General features: G+C 74.3%; 16 protein-coding genes and 1 pseudogene. 6 read left to right on the top strand and 11 right to left on the bottom strand.

Going from position 1 to position 24,025, the window contains the following annotated elements; all coding sequences use genetic code 11:
- On the bottom strand, window positions 1-2,082 hold a 2,082-nt coding region (locus GCU69_RS03325), incomplete at its 3' end, for an FAD-binding and (Fe-S)-binding domain-containing protein (RefSeq protein WP_156205086.1).
- Window positions 2,083-2,295: 213 nt separating this feature from the next.
- Window positions 2,296-3,267: an RpnC/YadD family protein gene (locus tag GCU69_RS03320; protein ID WP_098753261.1), complete on the bottom strand. Its 972-nt coding sequence runs from the start codon at window positions 3,265-3,267 to the stop codon at window positions 2,296-2,298.
- A 198-nt stretch (window positions 3,268-3,465) separates the two neighbouring features.
- On the opposite strand from GCU69_RS03320, the gene serC reads away from it, so the two are divergent.
- Complete coding sequence (gene serC / locus GCU69_RS03315) at window positions 3,466-4,584, top strand: phosphoserine transaminase (RefSeq protein ID WP_156205085.1); 1,119 nt, start codon at window positions 3,466-3,468, stop codon at window positions 4,582-4,584.
- 348 nt (window positions 4,585-4,932) lie between these two features.
- Here serC and GCU69_RS03310 read toward each other — a convergent pair whose 3' ends face one another.
- Complete coding sequence (locus GCU69_RS03310; protein WP_098753249.1) at window positions 4,933-5,799, bottom strand: ABC transporter permease; 867 nt, start codon at window positions 5,797-5,799, stop codon at window positions 4,933-4,935.
- Window positions 5,796-6,836, bottom strand: coding sequence for an ATP-binding cassette domain-containing protein (locus GCU69_RS03305; protein ID WP_156205084.1), 1,041 nt, complete (start codon window positions 6,834-6,836; stop codon window positions 5,796-5,798). The genes GCU69_RS03310 and GCU69_RS03305 overlap by 4 nt, the downstream gene beginning before the upstream one ends.
- Window positions 6,837-6,946: 110 nt before the next feature.
- Here GCU69_RS03305 and GCU69_RS03300 point away from each other — a divergent pair, with 110 nt between their 5' ends.
- The gene (locus GCU69_RS03300) at window positions 6,947-7,912 is read left to right on the top strand and encodes a TetR/AcrR family transcriptional regulator (RefSeq protein ID WP_328629977.1); all 966 of its coding nucleotides are present in this window, start codon (window positions 6,947-6,949) and stop codon (window positions 7,910-7,912) included.
- Window positions 7,913-8,383: 471 nt separating this feature from the next.
- Here the strand turns inward: GCU69_RS03300 and GCU69_RS03295 are convergent, their stop codons facing one another.
- On the bottom strand, window positions 8,384-9,445 hold the full coding sequence (locus tag GCU69_RS03295) for a hypothetical protein (RefSeq protein WP_235978185.1): 1,062 nt from the start codon (window positions 9,443-9,445) through the stop codon (window positions 8,384-8,386).
- A gap of 76 nt (window positions 9,446-9,521) precedes the next feature.
- Between GCU69_RS03295 and GCU69_RS03290 the strand changes: the two genes are divergently transcribed.
- Both GCU69_RS03290 and GCU69_RS03285 read left to right on the top strand, forming a co-directional pair.
- Window positions 9,522-10,232: a GDSL-type esterase/lipase family protein gene (locus GCU69_RS03290; RefSeq protein WP_156205083.1), complete on the top strand. Its 711-nt coding sequence runs from the start codon at window positions 9,522-9,524 to the stop codon at window positions 10,230-10,232.
- A 360-nt stretch (window positions 10,233-10,592) separates the two neighbouring features.
- Window positions 10,593-11,588 carry an aldo/keto reductase gene (locus tag GCU69_RS03285; protein ID WP_098753245.1) on the top strand — a complete coding sequence of 332 codons (996 nt, stop codon included), beginning with the start codon at window positions 10,593-10,595 and terminating at the stop codon, window positions 11,586-11,588.
- A 365-nt stretch (window positions 11,589-11,953) separates the two neighbouring features.
- Here GCU69_RS03285 and thpR read toward each other — a convergent pair whose 3' ends face one another.
- The 4 genes from thpR to GCU69_RS03265 all read right to left on the bottom strand — a co-directional run bounded on the left by thpR (window position 11,954) and on the right by GCU69_RS03265 (window position 16,324).
- The gene (thpR, locus tag GCU69_RS03280) at window positions 11,954-12,568 is read right to left on the bottom strand and encodes an RNA 2',3'-cyclic phosphodiesterase (RefSeq protein ID WP_156205082.1); all 615 of its coding nucleotides are present in this window, start codon (window positions 12,566-12,568) and stop codon (window positions 11,954-11,956) included.
- Window positions 12,569-12,816: 248 nt separating this feature from the next.
- A complete protein-coding gene (locus tag GCU69_RS03275) occupies window positions 12,817-14,226 on the bottom strand; it encodes an MFS transporter (RefSeq protein WP_098753243.1) in 1,410 nt (469 codons plus the stop codon).
- Window positions 14,227-14,256: 30 nt separating this feature from the next.
- The gene (locus tag GCU69_RS03270) at window positions 14,257-14,697 is read right to left on the bottom strand and encodes a MarR family winged helix-turn-helix transcriptional regulator (protein WP_098753260.1); all 441 of its coding nucleotides are present in this window, start codon (window positions 14,695-14,697) and stop codon (window positions 14,257-14,259) included.
- A gap of 163 nt (window positions 14,698-14,860) precedes the next feature.
- Window positions 14,861-16,324, bottom strand: coding sequence for an NCS2 family permease (locus GCU69_RS03265; protein ID WP_098753242.1), 1,464 nt, complete (start codon window positions 16,322-16,324; stop codon window positions 14,861-14,863).
- Between the two features lie 314 nt (window positions 16,325-16,638).
- On the opposite strand from GCU69_RS03265, the gene GCU69_RS34685 reads away from it, so the two are divergent.
- Window positions 16,639-17,052 (top strand): DUF2530 domain-containing protein, encoded by a 414-nt coding sequence (locus tag GCU69_RS34685; RefSeq protein ID WP_156205081.1) that lies wholly within the window; start codon window positions 16,639-16,641, stop codon window positions 17,050-17,052.
- A gap of 300 nt (window positions 17,053-17,352) precedes the next feature.
- Here GCU69_RS34685 and GCU69_RS03255 read toward each other — a convergent pair whose 3' ends face one another.
- Together GCU69_RS03255 and GCU69_RS03250 are read right to left on the bottom strand one after the other, a co-directional pair.
- On the bottom strand, window positions 17,353-20,670 hold the full coding sequence (locus GCU69_RS03255; protein WP_156205087.1) for a molecular chaperone Hsp90: 3,318 nt from the start codon (window positions 20,668-20,670) through the stop codon (window positions 17,353-17,355).
- A gap of 909 nt (window positions 20,671-21,579) precedes the next feature.
- Window positions 21,580-22,491 (bottom strand): DUF3027 domain-containing protein, encoded by a 912-nt coding sequence (locus GCU69_RS03250; protein WP_170315768.1) that lies wholly within the window; start codon window positions 22,489-22,491, stop codon window positions 21,580-21,582.
- Between the two features lie 804 nt (window positions 22,492-23,295).
- Between GCU69_RS03250 and GCU69_RS03245 the strand changes: the two are divergent.
- Window positions 23,296-24,025: pseudogene (locus GCU69_RS03245) on the top strand (MFS transporter); the annotation flags it as partial.

Below are 24,025 nucleotides of genomic sequence, written 5' to 3'. Positions count from 1 at the left end.
GCGCCACCACCGCGTGAAGGTGCGCGGCGCCAGCTCCGGGACGGCCCGTTCCGGCGCGATGCCGCCCAGGCGCTTCGCGAGCGTGGCCAGTGGGCCGACCCCGGTCAGGCGGTTGAGCAGCGGCGCGACCGGGGCGGCGGTCCGCAGCCACAGCGGCAGCAGCCCCATCGCGTAGTGGGCGGCCGGACGGACGCGGCCCGCGTAGTGGTGATGCAGGAACTCCGCCTTGTACGTGGCCATGTCGACCCCGACCGGGCAGTCACTGCGGCAGCCCTTGCAGGACAGGCACAGGTCGAGCGCGTCCCGCACCTCCGTCGAGCGCCAGCCGTCCGTGACGACCTCGCCCGCGAGCATCTCGTGCAGCAACCGCGCCCGGCCGCGCGTCGAGTGCTGTTCCTCGCCGGTGGCGCGGAAGGACGGGCACATGACGGCGGCCCCGGCGGCGGTCGTCTCGCGGCATTTCGCCACGCCCACGCAGCGGCGCACCGCGGCCGAGAAGTCGCCGCCGTCGTGCGGATAGCCGAAGGCGGTGCCGACGGGCTCACGCGGAAGCACGGAGAAGCGCAGATTCTCGTCGAGGCGGTGCGGCCGGGTGAGCATGCCCGGGTTGAGGCCGCCCGCCGGGTCCCACAGGTCCTTGAAGTCGGCGAAGACACCGACCAGCTCCGGCCCGTACATCCGCGGCAGGAGTTCGGCGCGCGCCTGGCCGTCGCCGTGCTCACCGGAGAGGGAGCCGCCGTGCGCGGTGACGAGGCCGGCCAGGTCGGTGGAGAACTCCCGGAAGCGGGCGATGCCGGGCCCGGTGAGCAGGTCGAAGTCGATACGGATGTGAATGCAGCCGTCGCCGAAGTGCCCGTACGGGGTGCCGCGCAGCCGGTGTTCCGCGAGCAGGGCACGGAAGTCCCGCAGATAGCCGCCGAGACGCGCGGGCGGCACGGCGCAGTCCTCCCAGCCGGGCCACGCCTCCGAGCCGTCCGGCATCCGCGTCGCGGTGCCGGAGGCGTCCTCGCGGATGCGCCACAGCGCGCGCTGCCCCGCCGGTTCGGTGACGACCAGGTGGTCCGTCGTGCCGTCGGCGGCCCCGGCGCACAGGGCGTCGGCGTGCGCCCGGGCCTCGGCGGGTGTGCCGCCGCCCATCTCGACGAACAGCCAGGCGCCGCCCTTCGGCAGCGACCGGGCGGCCGGGCCGGGCACCAGGTCGGAGGCCATGCCCTCGACGGTCAGCGGCCCGTGCGGCAGCAGGGTGTGCGCGGCCTCCGCGGCGGCGCTCTCGTGCGGGTAGCCGAGCACGGCCAGGGCGCGCGCGGCGGGCGGCTCGACCAGCCGTACGGTCGCCTCGGTCAGCACGCCGAGGGTGCCCTCGCTGCCGGTGAACGCGCGGGCCCAGTCGGTGCCGTTCTCCGGGAGCAGGGCGTCCAGGGCGTAGCCGGAGATGCGGCGCGGCAGGTCGGGGTAGCCGGTGCGCAGCAGCGCCATGTGCCTCGTGACGAGAGCGGCGGCCCCGTCGCGGAGGGCGGCCGGTACGCCGTCGCCGCCGGGCGCGAGCCGGGCCCTCTCGCCGCCGTGAGTGAGGACGTCGAGGGCGTGGACGTTGTGGGCGGTGGTGCCCCAGGCCACGGAGTGCGAGCCGCAGGAGTTGTTGCCGATCATCCCGCCGATCGTGCACCGGCTGTGGGTGGACGGGTCGGGGCCGAAGGTGAGGCGGTACGGGGCGGCGGCGTCGCGGACGGCGTCGCAGACGGCGCCGGGCTGCACTCTCGCGGTGCGGGCGGCGGGGTCGACGTCCAGGACCCCGTTCATGTGGCGGGTGAAGTCGAGCACGACACCGGTGCCGGTGGCCTGCCCGGCGATGGAGGTGCCACCGCCGCGCGGCACCACCGGCGCGCCGTACTCCCGGCAGACGGCGAGGGCGGCGGCGGTGTCGTCGGCGTCGCGCGGGCTGACGACACCGACCGGGACGCGCCGGTAGTTCGACGCGTCCATGGTCACCAGCGCGCGGCTCGCCGCGTCGAACTCCACCTCGCCGCCCACGGCGTGCCGCAGGGCCCGGGCGAGTGCTGCCACATCGAGATCTGCTGCCATGCGGCCAGCCTGCCCGCTCGACGGCCCAGCGCCACCCCCGGGAGCCCACCGGGCGGGTCGCGGCCTGCCGACGCGCGGGGCTCACGGCACGCGCGGCACGCGGGACTCGCGGCACGCGGGCCTCAACGCGGCCCCGCCCGTGCGTCGACGCCGTCCCGCCCGCCGGGCTCGCCGACGGACGGGGCACGCGGTCGCGGTCAGTGCCGGTCGCGGTCAGTGCCGGTCGCGGTCTTCGAACAGTTCGTCGGCGGTGGCGACCGTGAAGGACCGGTCGAGCATGCGGCTCAGGGCGTCGGGGTCCGTGCACGAGTTGACGCGCGTACGGACGCTCTCCGGGACGGTGACACGGCGCTGTTCCAGCACCCGCAGGACGGCTTCCGCCCGTCCCTCGGCCAGACCCTCGGCGAGTCCCTTGGCCAACCCCTTGGCGAGCCCTTCGGCCCTGCCCTTGGCTTCACCCTTGGCCTTCCCCTTGGCTTCACCCTCGAGGTACCACTCCTCGACGATCGTGCCCCGGCCGGGGAAGAAGTTCACCAAGCCCATCATGTCCCTCCAGGTCTTCCTTGCCGGGGTGTCTCCCAGGCCGATCTCCAGCAATTGCGTGTAGTACGTGGCCGTGTCCCGGTCCTTCAGCGCGCGCAGGGCAGTCGCCAGTGCTTCCAGTATGGCGCTCGGATCGGCCCGGCTCCCGTGTGTCATGCCCGAGAAGACCGCCAGCGTGAGGTCCCGGGCGGCCTCTTCCGGATCCGTGATCACCGGCACATTGGCCGGGCCGAGCACGAGCGGGCGCAGGGTGAGGGCCGGCCAGTCGACGAGCCCCATGTCGAAGGGCCCGGCCGCCCACGTCGCCGTGGGCCGGTCCTGGCACACGACCAGGAGCAGGGCGGGTATCCCGTATTTCGCCTGCAGATATGACAGGTAGTAGGACCAGCTGGACGCCTTCGCGACGTCCTTGCGGCCCTGTGCCTCGATGGCCAGCAGAAAGGGGGCGCCGTCCTCCGGTTCGACCCGCAGCACGCTGTCGACCCGCCGCTCCAGCGGACGGATTTCGGTGGCGTCCGGGGAGAGGACCGTGACGGATGCCTTCGGCGGCAGGTGAACTCCGAGGATGCGGAAGGCCGGGGTCAGCAGCTCCGGCCGGTCCTGGAAGATCCTGTGCGACGCCTCGTGTGGTGAGGTAACCATGATCGGAACGGTAAGGACCCTGGTCACCCGGTTGGCCGTATTCCGTGGGCGATCACTCTTCAGAGAGCGGGTGATCACGCTTTCGAGTGAGCGACATGCTTGCGCTTCCCGGCGCCGCGTCTCGGCCGCGGCGAGACACCCGTCTCATCCGGTGGACGTCTGTCCGGACCGCGAGCCGGAACGGATTACGCTGCCCCCGTGGCTGATATCCAGATTCCCGCTGACATCAAGCCCGCCGACGGTCGTTTCGGCTCGGGCCCCTCCAAGGTGCGCACGGAGGCGCTCAGCGCCCTGGCCGCCACCGGCAGCTCGCTGCTGGGCACGTCCCACCGCCAGGCTCCGGTCAAGAACCTGGTCGGCAAGGTGCGCGACGGTGTGCGCGAGCTGTTCTCGCTGCCCGAGGGGTACGAGGTCGTGCTCGGCAACGGCGGCTCCACCGCCTTCTGGGACATCGCGACCCACGGCCTGATCGAGGAGAAGTCGCAGCACCTCACCTTCGGTGAGTTCTCCTCGAAGTTCGCCAAGGCCGCGAAGCTCGCCCCCTGGCTGGCCGAGCCGAGTGTCGTCGCCGCCGACCCGGGCGACCACCCGGAGCCGCGCGCCGAGGCCGGTGTCGACGTCTACGCGCTGACCCACAACGAGACCTCGACCGGTGTCGCCGCACCGGTCCACCGGGTCGCGGGCGCCGACGACGGTGCGCTGGTGCTGGTCGACGCGACGTCCGGTGCCGCCGGCCTGCCGGTGACGATCACCGAGACCGACGTCTACTACTTCGCCCCGCAGAAGTCCTTCGCCTCCGACGGCGGCCTGTGGATCGCGGCCTTCTCCCCGGCCGCCCTGGAGCGGGCCCGCCGGGTGCACGCCTCCGGCCGGCACATCCCGGAGTTCTTCTCGCTGCCGACGGCGATCGACAACTCGCTGAAGAACCAGACGTACAACACCCCGGCGCTCGCCACTCTCTTCCTGCTCGCCGACCAGCTCGACTGGATCAACGGCCGGGGCGGCCTGGAGTGGTCCGTGAACCGCACCGCCGACTCCGCCGCGCGGCTGTACGGCTGGGCGGAGAAGTCCGAGCACGCCACGCCGTTCGTCTCCGACCCCGCCAAGCGCAGCCAGGTCGTCGGCACGATCGACTTCGCCGAGGGCGTCGACGCGTCCACGGTCGCGAAGGTGCTGCGCGCGAACGGCGTCGTGGACACCGAGCCGTACCGCAAGCTGGGCCGCAACCAGCTGCGCGTCGCGATGTACCCGGCGGTCGAGCCGGCCGACGTCGAGGCGCTGACCCACTGCGTCGACTACGTCATCGAGCGGCTGTAGCCGGGGGCGCGGTCACCGCGCACCCGGACACGGACACGGGAAGGGCCCCGGCGCGCTGCCGGGGCCCTTCCGCGTTCCGGTGCGGCGGCCGCCGCGGCGGGCCCGGCGCGTTTCCGGGCCCCGTCCGCGTGCGCTCCGGCCCCGGTGCCGGTGCGGCCCCCGTGGCGGGGGCGGCCGGTGTTCGGGGTGGCCGGTGGTCGGGGCGGCCCCTCGATCCGGGTGGACCGGTACCGGGAGCCCCGTGGTCGCCCCGTACCGTCCCGGTCGGCGCGCCCCGCCGCTGCTTCGGCGCGCCCCGCGACTGCTCGGCTCGGCCGCTCGGCCGAGCCGAGTCGCCCGGCCGGCCGCTCAGCTGCTCAGCCGCTGGAACCGGCGGACCGCCAGCGGCAGGAAGACGGCCGTGATGACGACCGGCCAGACCAGCGCGGCCCCCAGGGCGTGCTGCTCGATCCAGCTGTCGCCGAGCGGCATCGGGCTGCCGAAGAGGTCCCGGATGGCGTTGGCGGTGGAGGAGACCGGATTCCACATGGCGACGGCGCCGAGCCAGTCCGGCATCATCGACGGCGGTGTGAAGACGCTCGAGATCATGCCGAAGGGGAAGGCGACCGCGAAGAGGTTGCCCGCGGCCTCCTGGTTCTTCACCAGCAGCCCGACCCACACCCCGATCCAGATCAGGGCGAAGCGCAGCAGGATCAACAGCCCGAAGGCGGCGAGGGTCGCGCCGAGGCTGCCGTCCGGGCGCCAGCCGACGGCCAGCGCGATCACCGCGAGCACCAGAAGGTCCAGACAAGCGCTGATGACGTCGGCCACCCCGCGCCCGCTGACGACCGCCGACGGGGCCATGGGCATGGACCGGTAGCGGTCCATGACGCCGTACTCCTTGGTGATCGCGACCATGACCGCGGTGTTCATGAAGCCGAAGGCCATGGTCATCGCGAACATGCCGGGCAGCGCGAAGTCCTTGTAGTCGGCCTGGCCGCCGACGTCCATGGCGCTGCCGAAGACGTAGACGAACAGCAGCACCGACACGATCGGGAAGCCGAGCTGCCAGGCGATGTTGACCGGCTGCCGGATGAGGTGGGTGATCTCGTTGCGGACGATGATCAGGCAGTCCGTGACGGCGTGGTGGAACCGCCGTTCGGGGATGTCGAGGTCCGCGACCGGGGTGCTCGCCGCCCCGGGGTCCGCCGTGCCGTGCTTCGTCACCGTGCTCATGCCGCGGCCCCCTGCTTCTCGGTCTCTTCCGGTCCTTCGGGCCGTCCCTGGCCCTCCGGCCCGTCCGGCCCCTCCGGCTCTTCCGGCTCTTCCGCGCGGTGGCCGGTGAGCCGCAGGAACACCTCGTCGAGGGTCGGGCGGCGCAGGCCGATGTCCTCGACCGCGACCCGCTCCTCCTGGAGCGTCCGTACGACCTCCGTCAGCGCGCTCACCCGGTCGGTCACGGGTGCCGAGACCCGCCGGTTCTCCTCGTCGGTGACCGGCTCGGCACCGGCCACCCGCGCCACCGCCCCGGCCGCCGTCCCGAGGTCCGCGGGCTCGGTGACGACGACCTCGATCTGGTCGCCGCCGATCTGCTGCTTGAGGGCGGCCGGGGTGTCGTCGGCGATCGTGCGGCCGCGCTCGATGACGGCGATACGGTCGGCGAGCTTGTCGGCCTCGTCCATGTACTGCGTGGTCAGCAGCACCGTCGTGCCGTCCGCCACCAGCGAGCGGACCGCTTCCCAGACCTCGTTGCGGCCGCGCGGGTCGAGGCCCGTCGTCGGCTCGTCGAGGAACAGCACCTGCGGTGCGAGGATCATGCTCGTCGCGAGGTCGAGCCGGCGCCGCATGCCGCCGCTGAACTCCTTGACGCCCTTGTCGGCGGCCTCCGTCAGGCCGAACTGCTCCAACAGCTCCTCCGAGCGGCGCACCGCGCGCTTCTTGTCCAGATGGAACAACCGGCCGAACATCACCAGGTTCTGCCGGGCCGTGTTGATCTCGTCCACGGCTGCGGCCTGACCGGTCAGGCCGATCCGGCGGCGCACCGCCCGCGGATCACGGCTGACGTCGTGCCCGGCGACTTCGGCGCGCCCGCCGTCCGGGCGCAGCAGCGTGGCCAGGATGCGCACGGCCGTGGTCTTGCCGGCGCCGTTCGGTCCCAGCAGGCCGTGCACGCTGCCGCGCTCGACGGCCAGGTCGAAGCCGTCGAGGGCGCGCTTCTCCCCGTATCGCTTCTGAAGTCCTTCGGCGAGGACCGCATGTCGGGACGGACTCACGTTCGATTCCCCCTCATCTGGGTACAGCGTATGCAGAAGAGAGTACACCGTAAGCAGTAGCGCGTACAGCGTCCGCAGTTTTTTGGGGTGGGGATACGATGGCCGACGAGATGACGACCGAACACAGTGGCAGCGGAGATCTCAGCCGTAGCCTGGAACTGCTCTGGGGCCTCGACGAACGGCCCGCCCGCGGCCCCAAGCCCGGCCTGACCCTCGACCGGATCGTCACGGCCGCCGTGGCCGTCGCCGACCGGGAAGGGCTCGCCGCCGTCTCCATGCGCCGGGTCGCCGCCGAGCTGGGCGTCGGGGCCATGTCCCTCTACCGCTATGTCCCCGGCAAGGCCGAGCTGCTCGACCTGATGCTCGACGCGGTCAACGCCTTCGACCCGGACACGGCCGAGGACCCCGCCGTCTTGGGCTGGCGCGGCACCCTGGAGGCGGTGGCGTGGGGGAGCTGGGAGCTGTACGTGCGGCATCCCTGGGTCGTCCATGTCGACCAGGCCCGCCCCCTGCTGGGGCCGGGGAGCCTGTCCGGGCTGGAGTTCGCCCTGAGCGGCCTCGCCGGTCTCCCGCTCAGCGACCAGGAGAAGATGAACGTCGTCATCGTCCTGGACTCGGTCGTCACCGGCATCGCCCGCGGCCGGGTCAACACCGAACTGGCCGAGGTGCGCACCGGCATCAGCGACGAGGAGTTCTGGGCCGCCCAGGGCCCCATCCTGGAGCGCGTGATGTCCAGCGGCCGCTATCCGCACCTCGCCGCGCTCAGCCCGGACGCCTTCGCCTCGCCCTTCGAGGCGACCCTCGAACTCGGGCTGCGGCAGCTGCTGGACGGCATGGCGGACCTGATCGCCCGCCGGGAATCGGGAGCGGAGACGGTGCCGGGGCCGTTCACACCCGACGGCTGCTCCCCCGCGCCGGAGCCGCCCGGACGGCCGGAACGGCCCGGACCACCGGAGCCGCCCGCGCCGCGGGACCTGCCGACCCCGCCGGGCCCGGCGGACCTGCCGGACCCGCCCGGTGCGCGGGACCTCCCGGAGCCACCCGGCCCGGCGGACCTGCCGGAGCCGCCCCGGTAGCGGCCGGTCGGCCGCCACGCCGACGCCGACCGCGACGGCGGACAGCGACGGCGGACAGCGGACAGCGGACAGCGGACAGCGGACAGCGACGGCGTGGCACGACACCCGGGCCGTCCGCTCGTCCCGCCGCTCCGCCCATCCGCTCCGCCCCGCCGCACAGCCGAACCGCCGCACAGCGCGCCCGGGCCGGCAGCGGCCCCGGCAGCCCCCGCCCACAAGGCAACCCCCGACACCCCCGGGGACCGGCAACCGGCAATCGGCAACCGGCAACCGGCAACCCCGACGCCCCGGCGACCGACAGTCAGCCTCGTCAGCCGCAGCCGTTTCGTCAGCCACAGCGGTCCCGGCGGTCCCAGCGACCCTGGCAGTTCCGGCGGTCCCGGCGGCCGCCCTGGCAGCGCAGCCCTGAAGGGCCCGGCAGCCCCGGCAGCCCCGGCGCCCCCGGCAGCCCCGTCAGGGCCGTCAGGGCCGTCAGCGCCGCCGGAACAGCCTGCGGGCCCCCAGCACCACCACCGCCGCGACCGCGAACGCCGCCGCGCCCAGTGTCAGGGTGCGGTCCTCCTCGTCCGCCGCGGAGTCGGACGCCGGGCCGTCGTCACCGTCCTTGCCGGAGGCGCCCGGCTCCCCGGACTTCTCCCGCTCCGCCGCCACCGACTCCGGCAGCAGCTCCCCGGTCAGCCGCAGCCGTTCCACCGTGCCGCGCTCGCCCTCCGTACCGAACATCAGCGATCCGCCGTCCGGCGCGAACGTCACCGACTCGCCCTGCGGCTGCACCGGCACCGTCAGCCGCGCGTCCAGCTCGACGGGCCGGCCGTCCTTCCAGGCGTACGCCCGCCCGCCGAAGTAGCTGCGCACCACCAGCCGGGTGCCGTCGGGCGAGAAGGCGGCGTCTGTCGCCCACAGGTCAATGTCGGCGGCCTTCCGGAACGTGTTCACCCCGGACGCCGAGGGCTTCTCCGGGCCCTCGTACAGCGCGCCGCCCTCCTCGCGCTTGCTGATGATGTACATCCGCCCGGTCTTCGGGTGCACCAGCAGCGATTCGGCGTCGCGCGGCCCGGTGTCGTACCGGACGGTGTAGCGGGTGGGGGTGACGGTCGTGTCGCGCAGCTTCCGCGGCTCCTCGAAGCGGTAGACCCACACCTCGGGCCAGCTGCCGCCCATGTTGTCCCCGATGTCGCCCACATGAACGTATCCGTCCGGGCCCACGGATATCCCCTCGACATCGCGCGGCTCGATCCCGGCGAGGGTCACGGTCGCGACGGTGCGGCCGGTCGCGCTGTCCACCGCGTAGACGTACGGCCCGTCCTCGCTGTCGTTGTGCGTCCAGTACACGCCCGGGTGGGCGCGGCTCGCGGCCAGCCCGCTGGACTCGGTGATCCGCTCGTCCTCGACGGTGAACGACGGCGGGGCGCCCTCCGCGACCGGTGCGGCGGCCGCCGGCGGCGCGCCGGCCAGGGACGGGAGCACGGCGGCGGCGAGCACCGCGGCGGCGACCGGGGCAGCGGCGCAAAGGCCGCGCGAAGACGAGGACATGGCAGAAGCCTGCCATCCCCCGCCGGTGTGCAGCGTCACATCGCAGGCCGATGGCCGGTTCCGGGATGATGTCCGGATGCGGATCCTGTTTGTCGGCGACTCCATGACGATCGGCAGCGCCGGTGAACACACCTGGCGGTACCGGATGTGGCAGCACCTGAACCGGACGTACGGCGGGCCGTACCGGATCGTCGGGCCCCGGCGCGAGCTGTACGACCAGGCGGCGGGGGCGGCCGTCTCCCACGCGTACGCCGACCCCGGCTTCCCCGAGCGCGCCCGCGGGCACCTCGCCGGCTGGGGCGAGGGCTGGCTGCACATGGCGCCGCTGATCCGTGAGGAGGTCCGGCGGCACCGGGTCGATGTCGCGCTGGTCTCGCTGGGGCTGATCGACCTCGGTTTCTACACCGACGCCGGGCAGACCGTGCTGAACGCCCGCCGCTTCGTCGCCGAGGCCCGGGCCGCGAACCCCGCGCTGCACCTGGCGCTGATGCCGGTCGTACCGAACATACGGGCCGAGCACGACGCGGCCTTCGCGGCCGAGTGCTCCCGCTTCAACGCGCTGCTCGCCGAGGCCGTCGCCGAACTCGGCACGGCGGACGCGCCGCTGCTGCTCCTGTCGCCGCCGGACGGCTGGGAGACACACCGGCACACCTACGACGGCACGCACCCGAACGCGCTGGGTGAACACGCGCTGGCCGGTGCCTTCGCCGACGCGCTCTACAAGGAGTGGGAGGTCGGCGCCCCGTACGAGGCCGCCGCCGAGCCGTGGGCGGCGGTCCCGGGCTGATCCGTCCGGCGCGGGAGGCCCTTCAGCCGGCGGGCCGGACACATCGGGTCCGGCGGGTGGCGGGCGGCCCACGCCGGTCCTGCCCTACCCGGTCCCGCTCACCCGGCCCGGACTCACCCGGCCCGGCTCTCCGGGCGGACATTCGGCTGCCGGGCCCACCGGGCCGGGAAGCAGGCCCGTCATCCAGTTCCGGAACCCATCGGATCCGGCCTCGCCGGGTCCGTACTCACCGGCTCCGGACCCGTGGCATCCGGACGGACGGGTCCCGCCGGGCCGGTTCCGCGGGTTCTCCGGAACATCCGCGGGTTCTCCGGAACGGGTGCCTTGCTTCGAGTGCACTCCAAGGCGTTGGCTTGATCCATGAAGTACACGCAGCTCGGACGCACCGGACTCAAGGTCAGCCGACTCGTCCTCGGCACCATGAACTTCGGCCCCGCCACCGACGAGGCCGACAGCCACGCCATCATGGACACCGCGCTCGACGCGGGCGTCAACTTCTTCGACACCGCCAACGTCTACGGCTGGGGCGAGAACAAGGGCCGCACCGAGGAGATCCTCGGCAGCTGGTTCGCCAAGGGCGGCGACCGGCGCGACAAGGTGGTCCTGGCCACCAAGGTCTACGGCAACATGGCCGCCGACGGTCCCGCCTGGCCGAACCACGACAAGCTCTCCGCGGTCAACATCCGCCGCGCGGTCGACGCCAGCCTCAAGCGGCTCGGCACCGACCACATCGACCTGTACCAGTTCCACCACGTCGACCGGGACACCCCGTGGGACGAGATCTGGCAGGCGATGGACGTCCTCGTCCAGCAGGGCAAGATCCTCTACGCCGGTTCCAGCAACTTCGCCGGCTGGCACATCGCCAAGGCCAACGAGAACGCGGCCCGCCGCGGCTCGTACGGCCTCGTCAGCGAGCAGTGCCTGTTCAACCTCGCCGAGCGGCGCGCCGAGATGGAGGTCGTCCCGGCCGCGCAGGACTACGGCCTCGGCGTCATCGCCTGGTCCCCGCTGCACGGCGGGCTGCTCGGCGGCGCGATCCGCAAGGAGAAGGAGGGCGGCGCCGGCCGCACCGCCACCGGGCGGGCCGCGGACGCCCTGAAGAACACCCGGCAGCGCGAACAGATCCAGGCGTACGAGGACCTGCTGGAGAAGCACGGTCTGGAGCCCGGCGAGGCAGCGCTGGCGTGGATTCTCACCCGGCCGGGGCTGACGGGGCCGATCGTCGGACCGCGCACGGGAGAGCAGCTCGCGTCCGCCCTGCGGGCGGTCGAGCTGGAACTCTCGGACGAGCTGCTGGCCTCACTCGACGAGATCTTCCCCGGTCCGGGGCCGTCGCCGGAGGCCTTCGCCTGGTGAGGTGAGGCCGGGCGGCGGGAGACGCGGAGCGTCGCCGTGGCGGGAGCGCGGGCGGTCAGCCGCCGAGCGCGGCCGCCACGGCGACGACGACGAGCATCAGCACGAGCGCGCCGCTGACGATGCGGGTACGGGTCTTGGGGTCCACCCCTCGACCCTAACCGGACGCCCGCCCGGGCCTCCGCCCGGGCTCCGCGCGGATACGGACGACCTTCCGTACGGGCCTCCGTACCGGGCTTCCGCCCGGGCTCGGGTGCGGATACGGATACGGACGATCTTCAGCACGGGCCGCGTGCCAGGCTCCGTGCGGGCCGCGCGCCAGGCTCCGTACGGGCTTCCGTACGGGCTTCCGTACGGGTGCCTCACCCTCAGCCGTCCCCCGCACCGTCCCCGGCCGCCCCTCCCGCAGCGTCCGTCGCGGCCCGGCCCAGCGGCCGGACCGTCAACGGCTCGTAGTGCGGCTGCGCCCCGGCCACACCCGGTGCCGGGGGATGGCTGCGGATCAGGGCCAGCTCCCCCACGGTCCACTCCTCCGTCCCCGCGAAGCCCGCCAGCCGCGCCGCGAACGGCCGCAGATCCACCCCGCGGCCGCGCGCCAGCGTCAGATGCGGGGTGTAGCGCAGATGCTCCTCCACCGGGATGCCGGCCCTGCGCCCCGCCGCCGCGGCCGTGGCGGCGAGCCGGGCCACGGCCTGAAGATCGCCCTCGGCCCCGGCCCACAGGGTGCGGTCCCCGAAGCGCCCGCCGCCCGTGAGGCGCAGCGTGAGCGGGCGGTGCCGGCGCGCGGCGCGGCCCAGTCGTTCGGACAGCCGCGGCACCAGTTCGTCGGGCACCTCACCGTAGAAGGCGAGCGTGAAGTGCCAGCCCGCCCGCTGCGTCCAGCGGAGCCGGTCGGCCCCCGGCAGTGCGCGCAGTTCCGCCACCGCCGCGGCCAGCTCGGAGACCGCCGGTGCGGGTGGCAACAGGGCGCTGAAGAGTCTCATCCCGACAGTGTCCCGGGTCCGTCGGTGCACCGGTCCTGCCGTTGGCGCCCCGAGAACAGGCAGCGCCCCGCCGGACGGACGGCGCCCCGGGAGGGACGTCGCCCCGCGGCGGTCCGCGCCCGGAGGGCGGGGGCGGCGTACCCCGGACCGGTCCGCGCCGCGGCCCGACGGCCCGGGGGAAAATCCGCGGGGTAAGGCCGGGGGAAGCCCGGGGGAAGGCCCGGCCGGCCCGCCCCGCGGTCCGCCGGTCACGCCGCGGCCAGCGGTTTCTCCTCCGGCCGCGGCACTTCGCGGGGCACGAACTCGACATGCCGCCGCCCCCGCCGCAGGTCGATCTTCAGCCGGAGGCCGCCGATCCGGGCCAGCATCAGCCCGACGGCGATCGCCGCGACGGCCGAGACGACACCGCCGGTCACGAAGCCGATCCTGGCTCCGTACGCGTCCGTGATCCAGCCGACCAGCGGCGCGCCCACCGGCGTACCGCCCATGAAGACCATCATGTAGAGGCTCATCACCCGGCCGCGCATGGCCGGGTCGGTGGCGAGCTGGACGCTGGAGTTCGCGGTGACGTTCGTCGTCATGCCGAGCATGCCGATCGGCACGAGCAGCGCGGCGAAGAGCCAGAAGGCGGGCGCGAAGGAGGCCGCGATCTCCAGCACGCCGAACAGCAGCGCCGCCCCGACCAGCAGCCGCAGCCGGGAGGCGCCGCGGCGGGCGGCGAGCAGCGCGCCGGCCAGCGAACCGGCCGCCATCAGGGTGTTGAGCATGCCGTACGTGCCGGCCCCGGCGTGGAAGACGTCGTCGGTGAAGGCCGTCAGCCAGATCGGGAAGTTGAAGCCGAAGGTGCCGATGAAGCCGACCAGGACGATCGGCCAGATCAGCTCCGGCTTGCCGGCCACGTAGCGCAGGCCCTCGCGGAGCTGTCCCTTGCGGCGCGGGGTGGTGTCGACCTCGCGCAGTTCGCCGCGGCGCATCAGCAGCAACCCGGCGACGGGCGCGACGAAGGACACGCCGTTGAGCAGGAACGCCCAGCCGCTGCCGACGGCCGTGATCAGCACACCGGCGACGGCCGGGCCGACGAGCCGGGCGGACTGGAAGTTCGCGGAGTTCAGGCTGACGGCGTTGGGCAGGTCGTCGGGGCCGACCATCTCGACCACGAAGGCCTGCCGGGCCGGGTTGTCGACGACGGTGACGACGCCGAGCAGCAGCGCCATCGCGTAGACGTGCCAGACCTCGACGTGTCCGGAGAGGGTGAGCGCGGCCAGGGCGAGTCCGGTGAGGCCCATGGCGGTCTGGGTGAACAGCAGCAGCAGCCGCTTGGGGAAGCGGTCGGCGATGACGCCGCCGTAGAGGCCGAGCAGCAGCATGGGCAGGAACTGCAGAGCCGTGGTGATGCCGACGGCCGCGGAGGACCCGGTCAGGCTGAGGACCAGCCAGTCCTGGGCGATCCGCTGCATCCAGGTGCCGGTGTTGGAGACCACTTGGCCGGCGGCGAAGATCCGGTAGTTGCGGTTCCGCAGCGAGCTGAACATGCCGCGCTTGCGCGGGGCGGGGGCCGTGGGGGGTGCGGGTGCCTCGGCCGCCCCGGGAGTCGTGGGGGTGTCGGAATCGTCGCGGTCAGGAACGGGGGCGGAGTTTGCTCCGGGTCCCGTACTCAAGTGGGTCGCCTCCTGTAGGGATGGTCCTTCTCACATCTGGGCGAGCTTCTCCAGCACGGGTGCGGCCGCGCGGAGAGCAGCCCATTCCTCCTCGTCGAGTTCCCCGGTCAGCTCGGCGAGCCAGGCGTTGCGCTTGCGCCGGCTCTCCTCGAGCATCGACTCGGCCCGCTCGGTCTGCGTGACCACTTTCTGGCGGCGGTCGTCCGGGTGCGGCTCGAGCCGGACCAGTCCCTTGGCTTCGAGGAGCGCCACGATCCGTGTCATGGACGGCGGCTGTACGTGCTCCTTGCGCGCCAGCTCGCCGGGCGTGGCGGAGCCGCAGCGCGCCAGGGTGCCGAGCACGGACATCTCGGTGGGGCTCAGTGATTCGTCGACCCGCTGGTGCTTGAGGCGCCTGGAGAGACGCATCACGGCGGATCGGAGTGCGTTCACAGCGGCGTCGTCCTCGCCGCCGTGGGACAGTTCCGGCATGTTCATTAGCGTAACTCATTACTCTAGCTAAATACAGTGCCGGGCGGGGGGCCAACCGATATGCGCCCGTACGGGTGACCCGTTCCGGCCCCCGGCACACCCCGGCACGCACGAGCGCCCGGAACCACGGCAGGTTCCGGGCGCTCCCGCGCGGTGCGGCGGGTCAGCTCACGCCGAGGATCTGCTCGATCGGGCCGAGCAGGAAGTAGACCAGGAAGCAGACGCCGACGACGTTGAGCAACCACGGAATGGTCCGGAACCGGCCCGTCGCCGTGCGCAGCAGGATGAAGGACAGCACTCCGACGCCGATGCCGTTGGTGATGCTGTACGTGAACGGCATCGAGATCATCGTCAGGAAGGCCGGTGCCGCGACGGTCGGGTCGTCCCACTCGATCTGCCGGATGTTCGACGACATGATCAGGAAGCCGACGACGACCAGCGCGGGGGTGGCCGCCTGCGACGGGACGACCAGCGCGAGCGGGGTGAAGACCAGGGCGAGCAGGAACAGGCCGCCGGTCACGAGGTTCGCGAGTCCGGTCCTGGCGCCCTCGCCGACGCCCGCCGTGGACTCCACGAAGCAGGTGGTCGCCGAGGCCGAGCCGTAGCCGCCCGCCGCGACCGCCGCGCCGTCGACCATCAGGATCCGGCCCATGCCGGGCATCTGGCCGTTCTCGTCGGTGAGCCGGGCCTCCTCGCCGACGCCGATGATGGTGCCCATCGCGTCGAAGAAGCCGGACAGCAGCACGGTGAAGACGAAGAGGCAGCCGGTGAGCAGCCCGACCTCCTCGAAGCCGCCGAACAGACTCACCTCGCCGATCAGGCCGAAGTCGGGGGCGCCGACCACCTGGTCCGGCACCTCGGGGACGGTGAGGCCCCACTCCATCGGGTCGATGTCGGCGATCGCGTTGATCACGACGGCGACGACGGCCATCACCGCGATGCTGATCAGGATCGCGCCCTTGGTCTTGCGGATGACCAGGATGAAGGTCAGCACCAGGCCGAGCACGAAGATCAGCACCGGCCAGCCCTCCAGCCGGCCGCCGATCCCGAGCCCGAGCGGGACGGTGGTCTCCGCCTTGTCCGGGTTGCGGGTGACGAAGCCGGAGTCGACCAGGCCGATCAGCGTGATGAACAGGCCGATGCCGATCGCGATCGCCCGGCGCAGGCCGTTCGGGATCGCGTCCAGCACCCGCTGCCGGAGTCCGGAGGCGACCAGGATCATCAGCACCAGGCCCGCGAGGACGACCATGCCCATCGCGTCCGGCCAGCTCATCTCGGGGGCGAGCTGGAGCGATACGACGGCGTTGATGCCGAGCCCCGCGGCGAGCGCGATCGGGACATTGCCGATGACGCCCATCAGGACGGTGGTCAGTCCGGCCATCAGCGCGGTGGCGGTGATCAGCTGGCCGGTGTCCAGATGCTGCTCGTATTTGTCCACACCGGCGCCGAGGATGATCGGGTTCAGCACCACGATGTAGGCCATCGCGAAGAAGGTGGCGAGGCCGCCGCGGATCTCACGGGGGATGTTCGAGCCCCGCTCGGAGATCTTGAAGAACCGGTCGAGCCCGCTCCCGGAGGACGGAGGTGGCGGCTGCTGGTCGACCTTGGCGCTGGTCGAGGAGGGCATGGGGACCTCAGTGGGGGACGGGGCCGGGGACGGCGGAAGCGAGATGAAGGGTACGGGCCCGGTCAGCCTTGGAGCATCACACGACGAAATCCAGTCAGTCTCGGGCCGAATCAGTATGAATGTATAGGCCAAAGATCGCCATCTCCGCGCGTAGACCCCTATGGGGCCGCGGCTGGAACCCGGCCCGGAGGCGCGTAATCTGGAGAGCGCTGCACACACACTCACGATCGGCACACGACCGGGCACACCGGTCGTCGCCGGCCGGCCGCACCGGCCGGGCGGCGGCCACGACGGAACGGACGGGGACGGCGACGATGGGCAAGTGGACTCCCCGGCACGAGGCGCCGGAACCCCTTGAGGGCAACGTCGTCGCCACCGTCACCGGCGGCACGGTCGTCTGGTTCGGCCTCTTCCTCGTCCAGCTCCCGTTCTACGGCCCGCTCGACGCGAACGGCCGCCTGTGGTGGCTCTGGACATGCCTCGCCGGGGCGTTCCTCGGCTGCATCGGCATCGGTTACGTCCGCCGCCGCGAGGCCGCGATCCGGCGCGCCGCCGAGTCCGGCGCGGCGCGCGGCACCGGCGGCACCGGCGAGGCGGAGACGACCGGCGAGACCACTGGGAACCCCGGGACCACCGGGAGCCCCGGAAACCCCGGGCCCTCCGGCGACACGGGCGGCACCGGGGACACGGGCGGCACCGGCAGCCATTCCGAGGCCCCGGCGGCCTGACCGAACGGACCGTGCCCGGACCGCACGGATCGTACGTACGGAAGCTGACCGCGTGAACCGCGCCGACGGCCCGGCCCGCACCCCGTACGACGCACAACCGGACAGCCGGAAAACCGGCAAACCGACCGGACACCGGGGCACCCGGAACAACCGGCCACGACGCAGCGGCAGGACCGGCGGACCGGAGCCGCACCCGGGGTGCCCGGCCGGAGCCGCGCCCGGGATTCGCCCCGGGCATCCCCGGCCGCCACCAGCCATCCCCGGCCGCCACCGGCCGATCGTCGTCCCCCGCCCCGCGCGTCAGTCGAACCAGCGGTCCCGCGCCAGTTCCTCCGTACGCGACGGGTCCTCCAGCAGCGCCGCCACCTCGAAGCGGCGCGGCCACTGCCCGGCCGCCCAGGCCAGACCCGCCGCGACCCCCTCCAGCGTCGCCGCGTGCAGCACCCCGTCCCGAGTGCGCCGCCAGTCGGTCTCCACGCCGCCGACGCGCAGCTCCTCGTGCTCGACGTACGTCTCCGGGGTGCCCTCCCCCAGCAGGGTCCGCACGGCGTCCGGTACCCGCCGGACCTCGCCCCCGCCGCCGTCCACCGGCGCTTCGTGGACATCGCTGAGCAGCCGCACCTGCAACAGCTCCGCCAGGGCCGCCGCCGACCCCGGGCGCACCGGCAGCAGGGGCCGCTCCTCGGCCAGGGGCAGCAGGTCCGGGGCGTCCGCGATCACCGCGTCCGCCGCGTCCACGACACGCACCTCGCCCCGCGCGCCGACGACCGCGCGCAGCTCGTCCGGCAGCGTCACCTCGTCCGGGTCGAGCTGGGCGAGCGCCCCGTACAGGGCGTGCAACTGCGCCGGCGTGACCGGCCGGTCCGGGTCGGCGAGCCGGGCCAGCAGCTCGGCGGCACCGCCCGGCTCGTCGAGCAGGGCCGCCACGGAGGTCCGTACGCCCAGCGCGCGCAGCACCTGTTCGTCCTCGAAGCCCGCCGCGTCCGCCGGCTCGTACAGCCCCGCCAGCAGCGGATCGCCGCCGGCCGCGCGCAGCCCGGCCGGGCGCCGTCCGCCGAGCACCGGATGGCCGCGCAGCCACCAGGCCGTGTAGGGGCGGACCGTCTCGGCGGTGCCGTCGGGGAGCAGCACCCGCACCGGTGCGGTCAGCGCGTCCCGCAGCGGGGGCCGGGCCAGCAGCGCCAGGGCCTGCGGCCAGGCGTCGTCGTCGACGAGGTCGAGGTCGCGCACGGCGACGATCTCCGTGGCCACCGGCGGCACCGGGCCTTCGGGGAGCTGGTCGAGCACGTCCTCGCACCACACGTCGACGGAGTCGAGCAGCCCGGCGTCGTCGGGCTCGGCGTAGTCGCCCTCGCGCGGCTCCAGCTCGTCGGGGTCGAGGACCACGTCGGTGGTGCGGACGAGGGCGAAGTCCGCCTGTACGCCGACGGCGGCCAGGGTGTCCTCGCCCCAGCGCCCGGCGAGTTCCGCGTCGCAGGCGGCCAGCTCCCCCTCGCGGATCACCCGCTCGAAGGCGCTGCCGGGGAACACCAGCTCCCCGGCGGGCGCGGGCTCCCCGTCCTCGTCGGGCAGCGCCAGCGCGCCCAGCCACGGTTCGTCACCGGGGGCGAGTCGCGCCGCGCGGACCAGGCCGAGGACGGCTTCGGCGAGTTCCTCGGCGTCGAGCGGACCGCTGTCGTCCGGGCCGCCCGGGTCCCAGGCGTCCTCGTTGTCGAGGGAGGCGGCGACGGCGGCGCGGACCTGCGGGGTGGTGAGCACGGCCCGGGGCGAGGCGGGCAGCGCGCCGAGCTTCTCCAGCAGCGGATGAGCGGCCTCGGGGTGCGCCACCTTGAGCCCGAGCCGGGCCAGGGTGGCGGGATCCGGACCGCCGCCTTCGTCCCCGGACGCCCCGCCGTCCTTCGGCAGCGGCAGCAGGACCTGCCGGGGGCCGATCGTCGTACGGCCGTCGGCGAGCGGTACGGGCAGTCCGCTCAGCCGCTCCGGGTCGGTGCCCGCGAGGCTGTCGTACAGCCGCCGCCACCAGGACGGCGCGCGCTCCACACCCGCGAGCCGGTCGACCGCCTCGCCGAGCGGGACCCGGGCCACGTCCAGCGCCCGCAGCTCGGTGCGCCGCTCCAGTCCGGCGGGCAGCAGGCTCGGGAACAGCTCGGCGAGCACGCGCACGGTGTCCGCGCCGGCGCCCTCGACGATCTCGGCGTCCACGGGCTTCACCGCGTGCACGTCGTACGCCTCGTCCTCGGCGGCGGGGGCGTCGGCAGCGTCGGCCGGGGAAGCGGCCGGTTCGGGGAACTCCGCGCCCGGCCGCTCCCCGCCGGTGTCCGCGGCGGGCGGTGCCCCGGCGGACGGCAGGAACGGGACGCGCGGCAGCAGCCGCAGCACCTCGGCGCGGATCCGCCCGTCCAGCTCGCCCTTGCCCAGCGGGCCGGGCACCAGGCCGATGGTGCCGGTGCCCACCGGGCGCCAGTCCCGCAGCAGCTCCGCGTACGCCTCCGCGGCCCGTACCGCCAGGAAGTCCGTGAGCGGACCCGGCGCGGTGTGCCGCCGCGTCGGCTCCAGCGGGAACGAGGCGATCAGCAGCGCGGGCAGGCCCAGCGGCTCGTCGGTGGGGGTCGGGGCGTGCACGACAGGCGCCGTTCCGGGGCGTGCGGGCGCGCCGTCCGCGTCGGCCGGCACCGCCCAGGTCACCGACCACACCGGCCGCAGCCGCTCCTCCACGGGGCGGTCCGCGAGCAGCGCCGCGTCCAGCCGGCCGCCGGCCGAGGCGGTGCGCCAGCGCACGGGGCCGCGCGCGCTGTCCTCGACCACCGTGTACGGGCCGTCCGCGCGGCGGGTCAGCGTCCGTACGCCCTCCGGGGTTTCCACGACGACCTCGGTGAGCCCGGGCAGCGTGAGCAGCAGCGCGTCGTCGATCCCGGCGAGCAGCCGCGTCGCCAGGTCGGCGGCGGCACCGTCCCGCAGGGGCAGCACGACGGCCGTGTCGTATCCGGAGGGCGGCGCGCCCTCGGCGGGCAGCGGCAGCCGCAGCAACGGTACGTGGCCGTCGCGCCGCCGCAGTTCGCCTGCGAGCCCGGGGCTCGCCCCGGCGGCGTCGAGCGTCAGGTCCCGGGCCTCCGCGAGCGACCAGCGGACACCGCCGGTGCGGCTGACGACTGCGGGCTCGTCGCTGACACCGAGGACGGCGGCGAATCCGACACCGAAGCGGCCGACGGCCCGCACGGCGGACGCGTCCGTCCCGGGCCCGCCGGGCGCGGCCGCCGACTCCGGCGGGGCGGCCTCCTCCCGCTTCGCCGACGCGCGCAGGGTCGCCAGGGACTCCACGCCCGCCGCGTCGAGCGGCGCGCCGGTGTTGGCCGCGGCGAGCACGGCCGGGCCGTCACCGTCCGCGGGATGCAGGGTCAGCCGGAGTCTGCCGGGCACGCCCGCCCGGGCCGCCGCGTCGGCGGCGTTCTGCGCCAGCTCGACGACGAGCCGGTCGCGGTAGCCGCCGAGCGCGAGGTCCTCCTCGGCGTTCGCGTCCTCGCGGAACCGCGCGGGCGACGCCGCCCACGCGTCGAGCACACCGCGTCGCAGCCGCGCAGTCCCGTACGGGTCCGCCCCGCCGGTCGTCGCCCGCACCATCGCCGTGCCGCTCACGTGTCGCTCCCTCGTCCGGGCCGGTGTGACCTGTCAGCGCCGAACGTACCCGCCTCCGGCCCGGTCCGGGGTCCCGGGGCACGCTCCCGGCCGCCGCGCACGGCGAAGCCCGCGGGAAGCCGGCGGCTCCGAGCGGTCGCCCGCCCTCCGACCGGCGTGAGGACCGCCGGGACACCCGCCGTCCCCCGTGGCCACCGGCGTGAGGCGGGCGGGGCCGGAGGGATGAGGCGGGGGCGGCCGGAGGGATGAGGCGGGCGGGGCCGGAGGGGCCCCGGACCGGACCGGGCCGGAGGGCTCCCGCACGCTCACCTGCGTGTGTGAGCCGCCGGGCTCGTGAACACGCGGTGCGGGCCCCGCTCTCCCTGAGCCACCGCCCGCCGCCCCACGACGAACCGGCACGAACGCAACGAGCCCGGCACCGCCCCGGCGCGGACGGGACCGCCGCGGCCCGGCGCGAACCGGAACCCCGGGCGGCGGCCCGCACCTGCACACACAGCACTCCGGACCCGGGACCGAGCGGCCCGCACCCGCACACACAACACACCGGCCCCGGGACCGAGCTGCTCTCCGGCCCGGTACGGCTGAACCGGCACGGACTGACCGTTCCCGACGCGAGACCGACAACCGGCCGCCGAAAGCCGACAGCCCACAGCCCACAGCCCACAGCCCACAGCCGGATGCAACCCGCCCCGGCGGCACCGGCGCTCCACCGCGCCGAAGCAGGCAAGCCCGTCACCGAGCAGGCGAGCCGCGCGGGCGGCGGCCCGTAACGGCACAGCCCACGAAAACCCCGGCACGGAGCAGCCCCGGACCGACACCACACACCGAGCCCGGCGCGGAGGGCCCGCACGGAGTTCGCGGAGCGCCCTCCGCGGCGCGGCGCGGCCGGCGAGGTCAGGAGTGGCCGAGTTCTTCCGCCGGTGTCGTGTCCTCCACCGAGCCGCCCGACCGGTCGGGGTGGAGGCTGAAGGGGTCGACCCGGGTCTCGTCGATCACCGGGTCCGCGGGCCGGGGCGGCTTCGGCATGACCGCCGCCTCGGAGTGCGCCCCGCAGCCGTACGTCAGGGAGACGACCCGCCCGTCGGCCGGGCTGAACTCGTTCGCGCAGACGCCGAAGGCCTGTCGCAGCGAGCCCGCGATCGGCATCAGGAAGCCGCAGCTCACACAGGGCGCGGGGGCCGCCTGGGCCATCGCGGTCTTCGCGCCGAACGACTCCTCCCAGCGGTCGGCGGCGATGTGCAGGCCGAAACGGGACAGCACCCGCGGACGGCCCAGGCCCAGTTCGTCGGCGACGGCGGCGACCCCGGCCCGGGCGGGCAGGCCGGCGGCCGGCAGGGCGGACGGCGGCCCGGCCGCGACATCGGCGTCCTCGACGGCGGCGAGCTGTTCCATCTCCTCCGAGACGGGCGAGTTCGGCGGCGGGGCGTCCTCGCCGGTGAAGCCGGGTTCCAGCCGGAGGTCCTCGGCCTCGGTGGGCAGCAGGTCGCCGGGACCGAGGTCGCCCGGGCGGAGCCGCTCGCTCCAGGGCACCCACTCGGGCGCGAGGAGCGCCTCGTCGCCGGGCAGCAGCACCGTCTCGTCCAGGGTGACGACCTTGGCGCGGGAGGCGCGGGCGACGGTCACCGCCCAGCGCCAGCCCCGGTAGGCGGGCTCCTTGCAGGCGAAGTAGTGCGTCACGACCCGGTCGCCGTCGGCGACGACACCGAGGTGCTCGCCGACGGCCTCGGCACCGGCGGCCTCGACCGCCTCGGCGTGGGCCATGTCGACCGCCTCGGCGCACAGGCGGTCCGGGGTACGGCTTCGCATCGTCGCAGCACTCACAAGAATCGATTCTCTCCTACGCCGTCTCACGAGTGCGCCGACCGGCCGGGCCGAGGGACCGAGTGAGGCGGCGGACGGAGCGGACCACCGGGCCGCGTCGACGTCCGCGCCTGATCGGGCTCGATCGGCCCCGGGCGCACCTGAACGAACCCGTTCCGCGGGAACGTGTCGAGGCGCGCGGCCGAGATCGACCGCCGATGGCGCATTGTGCACGCTACCCCCAAGAGCGGTGCCCGGCCCACCCTGCCCTCCACTTCGGCCCGTCCGTGAGACCGCCGCGAGACCCCCGGAGCCCCCCGAAGAGCCCTGGAGAGCCCCGGAGAGCCCTCGTGGACAGCTGAGAACCCGCTGAGAATCCCCTGCGGGCCGACCGCGGGCCGACCGCGGGCCGACCGCGGGCCCACGGAGAATCCACCGCGAGCCCGCAGGAAGACCGCCCGGACACCGCCGGACCCAGCCCACCACGGACACCGCGCCCCACCACGGACCCGCCACGCGCCGGCCGCGGAACACCCCGGAGAACATCCCGGGAGCCGCCCGCGCGACAACCCGCGGGACGAGCCGCGCCGGGAGCCCGGGAACACGCCCCGCCGGCCCGGGGAACGGCCGCCCCGCCGGCCCGGGGGCCGCCGGGGTCTGCGCCACCCCGGTGACCGGCGGCGGGCTCGTCGGAACAATCAGCCATGCGTCCCCGGAGTTGGGGCAGTATGACGAGGTGGCCTCCGATCCGACAGCCCCGCCCGGCACGGGCCGCCCGGCGTCTTCCGGCCGGGCGCGCCGGAGTTCGCCGTGTCCCGGCTGAGGGCGTTCGGCCGCGCCCTGCGGTTCCCCTTCACCGCGACCGCCCGGCGGATCCGCCGGGCGACCCACGCGCACGGCGCGGGCGAGTCGGGCCTCGGCAAACTGATCGAGCTGCACGCGGTGAACTCCGCGGGCGACATGCTGATCACCATCGCGCTCGCCTCGACGGTGTTCTTCTCCGTTCCCACGGACGAGGCCCGCGGCCGGGTCGCGCTCTATCTGGCGATCACCATGGCGCCGTTCACGCTGCTCGCGCCCGTCATCGGCCCGGTCCTCGACCGGCTGCCGCACGGGCGGCGCGCCGCGATGGCCGCCGCGATGCTCATCCGGGCGCTGCTCGCGCTGGCCCTGTCGGGCGCGGTGGCGACGGGCGGCCTGGAGCTGTATCCGGCGGCCCTCGGCGTGCTGGTGTCCTCCAAGGCGTACGGGGTGGTGCGCTCTGCGGTCGTGCCCCGGCTGCTGCCGCCCCGGCACTCCCTGGTGAAGGCGAACTCGCGGGTGACCCTCGCCGGGCTGCTGGCCACGGGCGCCGCCGCGCCGGTCGGGGCCGGGCTCCAGGCGATCGGCCCGGGCTGGCCGCTGTACGGGGCGTTCACCGTCTTCGTCGTCGGCACCTTCCTGTCCTTCCTGCTGCCGCCGAAGGTCGACTCGGCGAAGGGCGAGGCCCGGGCACAGTTCCTGGAGGTCAGGAGCCCGGTGACGGACGGCCCGGAACGCG

The organism is Streptomyces lycii (genome assembly GCF_009735685.1).
Classification (GTDB): Bacteria; Actinomycetota; Actinomycetes; order Streptomycetales; family Streptomycetaceae; genus Streptomyces; species Streptomyces lycii.
This window is presented reverse-complemented; position numbering and strand designations above follow the sequence as displayed.